This is a genomic window from Xanthobacter sp. NM-59 (genome assembly GCF_021401125.1).
Taxonomy (GTDB): domain Bacteria; phylum Pseudomonadota; class Alphaproteobacteria; order Rhizobiales; family Xanthobacteraceae; genus Xanthobacter.
Genome location: NZ_JACBFQ010000003.1, coordinates 412,263 through 421,779, shown reverse-complemented (window position 1 = coordinate 421,779; position 9,517 = coordinate 412,263). Strand labels below are relative to the sequence as shown.

The following is a 9,517-nucleotide window of genomic DNA, read 5'->3' as shown; positions in this document are numbered from 1 at the left end:
ACGGCTTCAGGAACTCCCCCAGCGCCTCATCCCAGTTCGCCATGGCCTGCGCTCCCATCCGGGCGCAAACCTCAACACCTCAACGTTATCAATCCGTTAATCTGCCAAAGTAGTGCTAGGCCGTGTTGCGTGCGCTGAATGTCGCTTGCTCCCAGAGCATTCGCTGGCTTTACGGAAGCTGGCAAACCCTCGAACTCATTGCATTAAGGCGCATTCCTCACGCGACCGGGGACCTGCCTTCGCAGCCAGCTATCCCCACATGCCGCGCAGGCGGGCGCGCACGTCCACCATGGCGGGGGCCAGCGGCGCGGCTCCGGCCACGGCCTGGGGCGGGGGCCAGGAATGGGCCTCGAACAGGTTCAGCATGCGGTCGGGGATGAAGCGGGTGCGGCTGGCATAAACGTGCCGGTCCCCCCGGGCATGCTGGCCGTGGACGAAGAAGCGCTGCGGCACCATAAGGTCGAGGTCGTCCTTCGCCCGGGTCATGGCCACATAGAGCAGGCGGCGCTCCTCCTCGATCTCCTCGCTCGAACCGGCCCCGAGATCGGACGGCAGGCAGCCATCCACCACATTGAGCACGAACACGGATTTCCACTCCTGCCCCTTAGCGGAATGGATGGTGGACAAGATGAGGTAATCCTCGTCCTTCAGTGGCGGCCCGGCCTCGGCGGAGGTGGCGTCGGGCGGGTCCAGTGTCAGCTCGGTGAGGAAGCGCGCCCGGCCCGGATAAGAGGCGGCAATGGCCTCCAATTGCACGAGATCGGCCCGGCGCATGTCCGCATCCTCGTGGATGCGCTCCAGATGGGGCTCATACCAGCGCCGGGCACGTCCAAGTTCCGCCGGCCAGTGGGCATCGGCGGCACCGAGGCTCTCCATCAGGATGATGAAGGCCGCCCAGTCCGCCCCCGCGCGCGGCGGGGCGGGCAGGGCCGCCAGCGCCTGGAGCGGCGTGGGGCTCTCAGCCATGGCATCGAGGATGCGGGTGGCGGAGGCGGTGCCCACCCCTGGCAGCAGGTTCAAAAGGCGGAAACCGGCCACCTTGTCGCGCGGGTTCTGGGCGAAGCGCAGCACCGCCAGCAGGTCTTTCACATGGGCGCTGTCCAGGAACTTCAGCCCGCCGAACTTCACGAAGGGAATGTTGCGCCGGGTCAGCTCCACTTCCAGCGCGCCGGAGTGGTGCGAGGCGCGGAACAGCACCGCCTGCTGCTTCAAAAGGGTGCCGGCCTCGCGGTGGGCCAGCACTTCCTCGGCCACGAAGCGGGCCTGGTCTGCCTCGTCGCGCACATTCACGAGGCGCGGGCGGCGGGCGGAGGCGCGCTCGGACCACAGATTCTTGGTGAAGCGCTCCTTGGCCTCGCCGATCACGCTGTTGGCGGCGGCCAAAATGGGCTGGGTGGAGCGATAATTGCGCTCCAGCGTCACGATCTGCGCCGGCGGCGAGAAGGCCTGCGGGAAGTCCAGGATGTTGCGTACGGTGGCGGCGCGGAAGGAATAGATGGACTGGGCATCGTCCCCCACCACGGTGAGGCCGCGCCCGTCCGGCTTCAGCGCCAGCAGAATGGCGGCCTGGAGGCGGTTGGTGTCCTGGTACTCATCCACCATCACATGGTCGAAGCGCGCGCCCATGTGGGCGGCCAAAGCCGGCTCGCGCAGGGCCTCGGCCCAATAGAGAAGCAGGTCGTCGTAATCGAGCACGTTCTGGCGCTGCTTGGCCTCCACATAGGCCGCGAACAGGCGCTTCAGCTCCTCGCTCCAGGCAATGCACCAGGGAAAGGACTGGCGCAGCACGGTGGTGAGGTCCGCCTCGGCGTTCAGCGCGCGGGAATAGATGGCAAGGCAGGTGCCCTTGGCGGGAAAGCGCGTCTTGGTGGCGCTGAGACCCAGCTCGTGGCGCACCAGATTCATGAGGTCGGCCGAGTCTTCCCGGTCATGAATGGTGAAGTCGGGCGTGATGCCCAGCTCGCCCGCATATTCGCGCAGCAGCCGCGCACCCATGGCGTGGAAGGTGCCGGCGAAGGTGAGCGCCTCGCCCACCGGCCCGGCCTTGGGGCCCAGCACCTTGGTGCAGATGCGCTCCACCCGCCGCGTCAGTTCCTCCGCCGCGCGGCGCGAGAACGTCATGAGCAGGATGCGGGCGGGGTCGGCGCCGTTGAGGACAAGATGCGCCACCCGATGGGCCAGGGTGTTGGTCTTGCCCGATCCGGCACCGGCAATCACCAGCAGGGGACCGCCCACGCCGCCTTGGGCCAGCTCCGCGCTGCCATGGGCGGCGGCATGGCGCTGGCTGTCATTCAGCGTGTCGAGATGCACCCCGCCGGCTCCCATCGTCCCGTACGAATCGTTCGGATGGGAACAAATATTGAACAAGATGCCCCCGGCGGGCAAGCTGGCGCCGATGGTGGTATCTTTGTGTGGCTCTCAATAAGTATCGCGCTCGCGGAAATGGTACCAGGCCAGAGCGAGCACCATGGCGCCCAGCACCATGGCCACCAGGGCCAGCACCAGGGCCGAGCGATCGAGCCACGCCACGGCGGGCACGCTGGCGCCCATCACCACCCCATTGAGCGCCATGCGCCAGGACGGCGCGTGGACACCGGCCACGAAGGTGCCGAGCGCCAGCAGCAGCAGGACCACGAGATTGGTGGAATCCACATCCGCGATGGCCTGCACCGAGGGCAGGAAGACGAGGCGCATGGTGATGAGGAAGGCGGCCCAATGGAGCGCCTGGGTCCACACCAGCCGCCAGCGCTGCTTGTCGCTCTTCGCCTGCGGCCAGCCCGAATAGATGGAGACGCTGGCGATGACGACCGCCACCACGTCCCAGTAATATTCCAGGGGCCGGCGCATGAGGCTGATATAGGCGACGCCGCCGATGGTGAGGGCGAGAATCACCAGATGGGGGATCTCGCCGATCAAGAACGCCTTCCAATAGCTTCCCGAGGGGGAGGGCAGGGGATCGAGCTCGTTCACCGGCGCCATCGGAAGGGTCCTTTCTTGCGGGAGCGCGGCGCGAAAGCGGCCGCCGGGGGGCTGGCAGTTGTCTCGCGCGCGGAGGCTTCCGGCAAGGGCTTAGAGCATTTCCCTGTCTTGCGGGCACAGGGAAATGCTCGAAATCGTCGGGCCGGCGCATTCCCTGCACGCGAGCTGGTGTCCATCTTGCTCGAAACTGCTCTCGCCGGTCAGCGGTTGTGTTTCTCGCCCGCGTAACGCGTTCCCGCCAGCCTCCGTGTGAGCCTTGCGGAGGGCGCGCATCGGACAAGGCCCTGCGCCAAGCGGGCGCATTGGGCATGCCAGGGGCGCGCGCCTTTTGCCTGCGCGAAGGGCTATGTGCATCGCGCCGGGGCGGCCGGCACCCTTCATGCGCCTCAGCGGTCGCCGCACGGGCGCGCGGCAGCGGGCGCAAGGGCTTGGCGGAGGCGGGTGAAGGCGAGCGCGAGTTCCTCCGGTGTCAGGCCGCCGAAGCCGATGAGAAGGGTGCGGGACAGGTCCCGCGTTGCGCTGTGCACGCCGCAGGCTTCGGCCGGGTGCAGGCCCACCCCCACGGCGAGCGCCGCGGCGGCGAGCCGGGCCGCCTCGGGCGCGCCATCGGGCAGGGTGCAGTAGAGGTGGAGCCCGGCGGCGCCTCCGGATACGGCCACTGTATTTCCGAAGGTCTCGCGCAGGCCGGCGAGGGCCGCATCGCGCCGGGCGCGGCAGGCGGTGCGCAGGCGGTTCAGGTGGCGCTGGTAGCGCGCCTGGGACAGGAAGGCGGCGAGAATCTGTTGGTCGAGCCAGGATTGGCCGTAGCTCATCAGGCTCTTGGTCGCCTCGGCGGCGGCCGCCAGATGCGGGGGCACCACCATGTAGCCGAGCCGCAGCCCGCAGCCGAGGGTCTTGGAAAAGGTGCCGACGAAGATGGTCCGGCGCCCCCCGTCCAGAGCCGCGAGCGCGGCAGCCGGTGGCCCCTCCAGCAGAATGTCGCCGTCATAGTCATCCTCCACCACCAGCGCGTCATGGCGGGCGGCGGTGGCGAGCAAAGCGGCGCGCCGGGCGGGGCTCATCACCACGCCGGTGGGAAACTGGTGGGCGGGCGTGACATAGATGAGGCGCGGGCGAAGCCCCGGGGCCAGCGCGGGCACCAGCCCTTCTCCGTCCACCGGGGCGGTCACGATCCGCGCGCCGTGGGCCTCGAACACCTGGGCGGCGGCTTCATAGCCGGGATCCTCCACCACCACCGTGTCACCGGGTTCGAGCAGCAGGCGGGCGATGAGGTTGAGCGCTTCCTGGGCGCCGCTCGTCACCACCACCTGTTCAGGTCGCACCGCGAGGCCGCGATGGACGGCGAGATGATCGGCGATGGCCTGGCGCAGGCGCGGCTCGCCACCCACCGGGCCATAGGTGCTGAGCCCCACCGCGCAGGCGCCGAGAGCCGCATGGCCGAGCTGCCGCCACGCATGGGCCGGAAACAGACGCGGGTCCGGCCGCGCATACCATAGGTCGAAGATGGGGCGCGCATCCTCCCGGGTGATAAGGTGGGGGCCGGCGGCGCCGGTCGGCGCCTCCGCTGGGGCCGGCAGCGGCTCCGCCATTGGTGGCGCGCCCGGCGGCGGATCGGCGACGAACACGCCCCGGTGGGGGCGCATTTCCACGAAGCCCTCGCTCGCCAGCCGCTCATAGGCAAGCACCGCCGTATTGCGCGACACGCCGAGCGCGCGCGCCAGCTCCCGCGTGGCACTGAGCTGCGCGCCGCCCGGCAGGGCGCCGCAGGCGATCCGCGCGCGCAGGGCCTCGCAGATCTGCTCCTGGAGGGTCACGGCGGAGTGTCGGTCGAGGGGGATGGGCAGCATGGCAGGGAAATCGGGGGGAGGAGCGGCGACAATGAACGCAGCCCCCGCGCGCTGGCACCATCCGGCGTGAGCGCGGCGGACCTATGCGCGTGACGGAGCGCGAGGCAATGGTGCGCCATTCCTGTCGCGAAGGCGAGTTTCCCGTGATGTCCGATGCCCCGAGCGAGCGCACCCGCGTCAAGCGCTACCACTGGCTGGCCAACTACGAGCCGCAGACCATCCACGCCATCCTGGATGCCATGCCGGTCTGCAACGTGGCCTATGTGCATGAGGGCCGGCCCATCGTCACCCCCACCCTGCAATGGCGCGACGGCGACCGCATCTATTGGCACGGCTCGGCCGCGAGCCGCATGCTCCGCGCGGTGGAGGGGCAGGAGGTGTGCGTCACCGTCTCCCTGTTCGACGGGCTGGTGCTCGCGCGCTCGGCCTACAATTACAACATCAACCACCGCTCGGTGATGATCTTCGGCAAGGCCGAGATGGTGAGTGATCCGGAAGAGAAGCGCCACCAGCTCCAGCGCTTCGTGGAGGGCTTCATTCCCGGCCAGTGGGACCGCCTGCGGCCGGTGAAGGACAAGGAGCTGAAGGCCACCACCCTGCTTTCGCTGCCCATCACCGAGGCGTCCGCCAAGGTGCGCACCGGCCAGCCGGAGGACGAGGCGGAGGACTACGACTTCCCCGTCTGGGCGGGGGTGGTGCCCGTGCGCATGGTGGTCGACCCGCCGGTGGCTGATCCGAAGAACATGCCCGGAGTGGAGATGCCCACCGAGGTTCTCTCCTTCAAGATCGGCTGAGGGCGCCGCGCGGCTCGCGGTCGCGCGCGGTTCGGGGCCGCGCGGGCCACGGACAGGTCGAGGCCGTTCCTCAGCGCGAAGCGGGGCTTCCACGCAAAGGCGCTTCAAAGCATCAATTGAGCGTGTTTTCTTCACGTGAGGTGGTTTCCCCTCGCTCGAAAGCGCTCCAGGGCAACGTGATGGCGGTGCAGAAACCGCCGCCAAGCATCGCCGCCGTCACGTGCACGGCGGCCCGGAGTCGATCCGGGCCGCCGGCGATCTCTTCGGCCTCATCCGAGGCGTGGTGTGCGGGCGGGGGTGTTGTCCGCCACACCGAAACGGTGACATGCTCGAACCGATCGAGCCGACGCGTTCCAGCCGCGCGAACCAGCGCCACGCCGCACGAACAGGTTCCAGGGCCACGCGTGTCGGGCGCGCCGACCCTGTTGCGGGGCGCCTATTCGGCGAAGGCGCGCTCGGTGACGAAGGCGCCGGGGGTGGCGTTCGAGCCCTCGTCCAGGCCGGCCGCCAGTAGCAGGTCGCGCGTGTCGCGGAGCATGGCGAGGGAACCGCAGATCATGCCGCGATCCACCGCCGGATCGAGCGGCGGCACGCCGAGATCGGCATGGAGCTTGCCGCTGGTCATGAGATCGGTGATGCGGCCGGTGTGGGCATAGTCCTCGCGGGTGACGGTCGCATAATGGCGCAGCTTGCCCTGCGCATATTCGCCCACCAGCGGGTCGCCGAGCGCCTCTTCCACGATGTCGAAGCCGTATTTCAGCTCCGCCACCTCGCGGCAGGTGTGGGTGAGGATGACCTCGTCGAACTTCTCATAGGTCTCCGGATCGCGGATCAGGCTCGCGAACGGGGCGATGCCGGTGCCGGTGGAGAACATGTAGAGCCGCCGGCCGGGGGTGAGGGCATCGAGCACCAGGGTGCCCGTCGCCTTCTTGCGCATCAGCAGGCCGTCGCCGGGGCGCACCATCTGCAGGCGCGAGGTGAGGGGGCCGTCCGGCACCTTGATGGAGAAGAATTCCAGCTCCTCCGCCCAGGACGGGCTGGCGATGGAATAAGCGCGATAGAGCGGCTTTCCCTCCGCCAGCAGGCCGATCATGGCGAACTCGCCGGAGCGGAAGCGGAAGCTCGCCGGCCGCGTGGTGCGGAAGCGGAACAGGCGGTCCGTATAGTGGGTCACGCTGGTGACGGTCTCGATGAAGATGCCGTCGGGCGCCTGCTGGGCGAGGGCCTCGGCGGAAAGGGGCAGGGTCATGGCTGTGTCCGTGGGGCTGGCGGGTGTCAGCGGGCGTCGGCGGCCTTGTCGCTGAGGAGGGGGAGCTTGTCGGGGCGGCCGTTCCAGTCCTCGGCATCGGAAAGGGGCTCGATGCGGGCTTCGATGGAGGGCCACAAGGCGGCGTATTTGCGGTTGATCTCAAGCCAGGGCTCCGCCCCCTCCGCGCTGTCGGCCACGATGGCGTCGGCGGGGCATTCGGGCTCGCACACGCCGCAGTCGATGCAGGTTTCGGGATTGATGACGAGCATGTTCTCGCCCTCGTGGAAGCAGTCCACCGGACAGACCTCCACGCAATCGGTGTATTTGCAGCGGATACAGTTCTCGGTGACGACAAAGGCCATGATCGCGTCCTGAAATGGTGATGATGGCTCTCGGTCTAGCGGCGGCCGTGCGTGGGGTCTGTCAAGTTGTTGCTATCGGCGCCGTCAGGCGTGGTGCTGATCTTGCGCGATCCTGCACGGAGACGCGCCCATGACCCCGCCCAATCCCAATCCCCCGGTGGAGATTCGCCTGTCGGCCGACAAGAGCCGGCTCACCCTCGTGTGGGAGGATGGCACACGCGAGGCGCTGGCGGCTCCGCTCTTGCGCGCCCATTCCCAATCGGCCGGGGAAAAGCGGCTGCGCCTCATGGGCATCGAGGCGCCGGTGCGCGCCGACATCATCCTCACCGAGGTCAGCCTGCTCGGCAGCTACGGCCTCAACCTCTCCTTCTCCGACGGCCACGACCGGGGCATTTACCCCTGGGCGCTCCTCCAGGAACTCTCACATCTATCTGATATGGAAGGAAGAAATGACTTTTCTCCGGCCAATGCAATTCCTTGACCGACGCCCCGGCTGGAACTGTTCAAGTTCAGCCCAACACGGAATTGAAGGAGGCTCGCGTGGACGAGATCACGGCCGGACTTTCGGAAATCGACTGCGATGTGCTGGTTATCGGCGGCGGCACGGCGGGCCCCATGGCGGCCTACAAAGCCAAGATGAAGAATCCCGACGCCAAGGTGGTGTTGCTGGAAAAGGCCAATGTGAAGCGCTCCGGCGCCATTTCCATGGGCATGGACGGGCTCAACAACGCGGTTATTCCCGGCCACTCGACGCCTGAGCAGTATACGAAGGAAATCACCATCGCCAATGATGGGATCGTCGACCAGGCGGCGGTGTTGAAATATGCGGAAAACTGCTTCGAGATGATTCAGGAGCTGGATCGCTTCGGCATCCGCTTCCAGAAGGACGAAAACGGCGATTACGACGTCAAGAAGGTCCACCACATGGGCACCTATGTGCTGCCCATGCCCAATGGCGAGACCGTGAAGAAGGCGCTTTATCGCCAACTCCGCCGCGCCCGCATCCTCATTTCCAACCGCTACATGGCGACCCGCCTGCTGACGGGCAAATCCGGCCGCATCGCCGGTGCCATTGCGGTGAATACCCGCACCGCCGAATTCCTGGTGGTGCGCGCCAAGTCGGTCATCATGAGCATGGGTGCGGCCGGCCGCCTGGGCCTGCCCACCTCGGGCTATCTGTTCGGCACCTATGAGAACGCCGCCAATTCCGGCGAAGGCTATGCCATGGCCTATCACGCCGGGGCGAAGCTCGCGAACCTCGAATGCTTCCAGATCAACCCGCTCATCAAGGATTATAACGGCCCCGCCTGCGCCTATGTGGCCGGCCCCTTCGGCGGATACACCGCCAATGCCAATGGCGAGCGCTTCATCGAGTGCGACTACTGGTCGGGCCAGATGATGCAGGAGTTCTACAAGGAGCTCCAGTCGGGCAATGGCCCGGTGTTCCTGCGTCTGAACCATCTGAAGAAGGAAACCGCCGACCATATCGAGCAGATCCTGCACACGGTGGAGCGCCCCTCGCGCGGGCGGTTCCATGAGCAGCGCGGCACCCGCTATGCGGAAACCATGATCGAGATGCACATCTCGGAAATCGGCTTCTGCTCGGGCCATTCGGCGTCCGGCGTGTTCGTGGACGAGTTCGCCCGCACCACGGTGCCCGGCCTCTATGCGGCTGGCGACATGGCCAGCGTGCCGCACAATTACATGCTGGGCGCCTTCACCAACGGCGCCATTGCCGGCGAGCATGCCATCGACTTCATCCGCGACGTGGATTTCGATGACTATGACCGCGCCGACGTGCTGGCGGAGCAGGAGCGCGTTCTGGCCCCCACCAAGCGCGAGGACGGGATTCCGCCCAACCAGATCGAGTACAAGGTGCGCCGCCTGGTCAATGATTACCTGCAGCCGCCGAAGGTCACCAAGAAATACGAGCTGGCCCAGCAGCGTTTCGCCGAAGTGCGCGCGGACATGGAAGAGGCCATGGTCGCCCGCGATTCCCACGAGCTGATGCGCGCCATGGAAGTGGCCTCCATCCTCGATTGCGCGGACATGGCGGCCTGCGCCTCGCTCTATCGCCAGGAAAGCCGCTGGGGCCTCTACCACTGGCGCACCGACTTCGCCGAGCGCAACGACGAGGACTGGAAGTGCCACGTGCTCCTGGGCAAGCAGGAGGATGGCACGATGGGCTGCGAGAAGCGGGCCATCCAGCCTTATGTCATCCCCATCTCCGACGACGAGAAGGACGCCTATTACAAGCAGCGCATCACGGCCAAGGCGTGATCGAAG

9 protein-coding genes are annotated in these 9,517 nt (G+C 67.3%); 3 read left to right on the top strand and 6 right to left on the bottom strand.

Going from position 1 to position 9,517, the window contains the following annotated elements; translation table 11 throughout:
* Positions 1 to 249: 249 nt before the first annotated feature.
* The 3 genes from L0966_RS09620 to L0966_RS09610 form a co-directional block, all read right to left on the bottom strand.
* Positions 250 to 2,310, bottom strand: a complete 2,061-nt coding sequence (locus L0966_RS09620) for an ATP-dependent helicase (RefSeq protein ID WP_234051691.1) — start codon at positions 2,308 to 2,310, stop codon at positions 250 to 252.
* A gap of 108 nt (positions 2,311 to 2,418) precedes the next feature.
* Entirely contained in the window at positions 2,419 to 2,979 is a 561-nt protein-coding gene (locus L0966_RS09615) for a hypothetical protein (RefSeq protein ID WP_234051672.1), read from the bottom strand.
* A gap of 386 nt (positions 2,980 to 3,365) precedes the next feature.
* On the bottom strand, positions 3,366 to 4,826 hold the full coding sequence (locus L0966_RS09610; RefSeq protein ID WP_234051671.1) for a PLP-dependent aminotransferase family protein: 1,461 nt from the start codon (positions 4,824 to 4,826) through the stop codon (positions 3,366 to 3,368).
* A gap of 146 nt (positions 4,827 to 4,972) precedes the next feature.
* On the opposite strand from L0966_RS09610, the gene L0966_RS09605 reads away from it, so the two are divergent.
* Positions 4,973 to 5,620 (top strand): pyridoxamine 5'-phosphate oxidase family protein, encoded by a 648-nt coding sequence (locus L0966_RS09605; RefSeq protein WP_234051690.1) that lies wholly within the window; start codon positions 4,973 to 4,975, stop codon positions 5,618 to 5,620.
* Positions 5,621 to 5,732: 112 nt separating this feature from the next.
* On the opposite strand, the gene L0966_RS09600 is transcribed toward L0966_RS09605, so the two are convergent.
* Genes L0966_RS09600 through fdxA form a run of 3 tightly spaced genes read right to left on the bottom strand, consistent with a single transcriptional unit; the run spans position 5,733 to position 7,231 of the window.
* Complete coding sequence (locus L0966_RS09600) at positions 5,733 to 5,996, bottom strand: hypothetical protein (RefSeq protein WP_234051670.1); 264 nt, start codon at positions 5,994 to 5,996, stop codon at positions 5,733 to 5,735.
* Positions 5,997 to 6,056: 60 nt separating this feature from the next.
* The gene (locus L0966_RS09595) at positions 6,057 to 6,869 is read right to left on the bottom strand and encodes a ferredoxin--NADP reductase (protein ID WP_234051669.1); all 813 of its coding nucleotides are present in this window, start codon (positions 6,867 to 6,869) and stop codon (positions 6,057 to 6,059) included.
* 26 nt (positions 6,870 to 6,895) lie between these two features.
* Positions 6,896 to 7,231: a ferredoxin FdxA gene (gene fdxA / locus L0966_RS09590; protein ID WP_234051668.1), complete on the bottom strand. Its 336-nt coding sequence runs from the start codon at positions 7,229 to 7,231 to the stop codon at positions 6,896 to 6,898.
* A 130-nt stretch (positions 7,232 to 7,361) separates the two neighbouring features.
* Between fdxA and L0966_RS09585 the strand changes: the two genes are divergently transcribed.
* Positions 7,362 to 7,712: a gamma-butyrobetaine hydroxylase-like domain-containing protein gene (locus L0966_RS09585; protein ID WP_234051667.1), complete on the top strand. Its 351-nt coding sequence runs from the start codon at positions 7,362 to 7,364 to the stop codon at positions 7,710 to 7,712.
* Between the two features lie 59 nt (positions 7,713 to 7,771).
* Positions 7,772 to 9,511, top strand: a complete 1,740-nt coding sequence (locus L0966_RS09580) for a fumarate reductase/succinate dehydrogenase flavoprotein subunit (protein ID WP_234051666.1) — start codon at positions 7,772 to 7,774, stop codon at positions 9,509 to 9,511.
* Positions 9,512 to 9,517 lie beyond the last annotated feature (6 nt).

Coding starts and splice junctions, on each gene's coding strand:
- L0966_RS09595 (WP_234051669.1), bottom strand. CDS start 6,869: ATGACCCTGCCCCTTTCCGCCGAGGCCCTCGCCCAGCAGGCGCCCGAC.
- L0966_RS09610 (WP_234051671.1), bottom strand. CDS start 4,826: ATGCTGCCCATCCCCCTCGACCGACACTCCGCCGTGACCCTCCAGGAG.
- fdxA (WP_234051668.1), bottom strand. CDS start 7,231: ATGGCCTTTGTCGTCACCGAGAACTGTATCCGCTGCAAATACACCGAT.
- L0966_RS09615 (WP_234051672.1), bottom strand. CDS start 2,979: ATGGCGCCGGTGAACGAGCTCGATCCCCTGCCCTCCCCCTCGGGAAGC.
- L0966_RS09585 (WP_234051667.1), top strand. CDS start 7,362: ATGACCCCGCCCAATCCCAATCCCCCGGTGGAGATTCGCCTGTCGGCC.
- L0966_RS09605 (WP_234051690.1), top strand. CDS start 4,973: ATGTCCGATGCCCCGAGCGAGCGCACCCGCGTCAAGCGCTACCACTGG.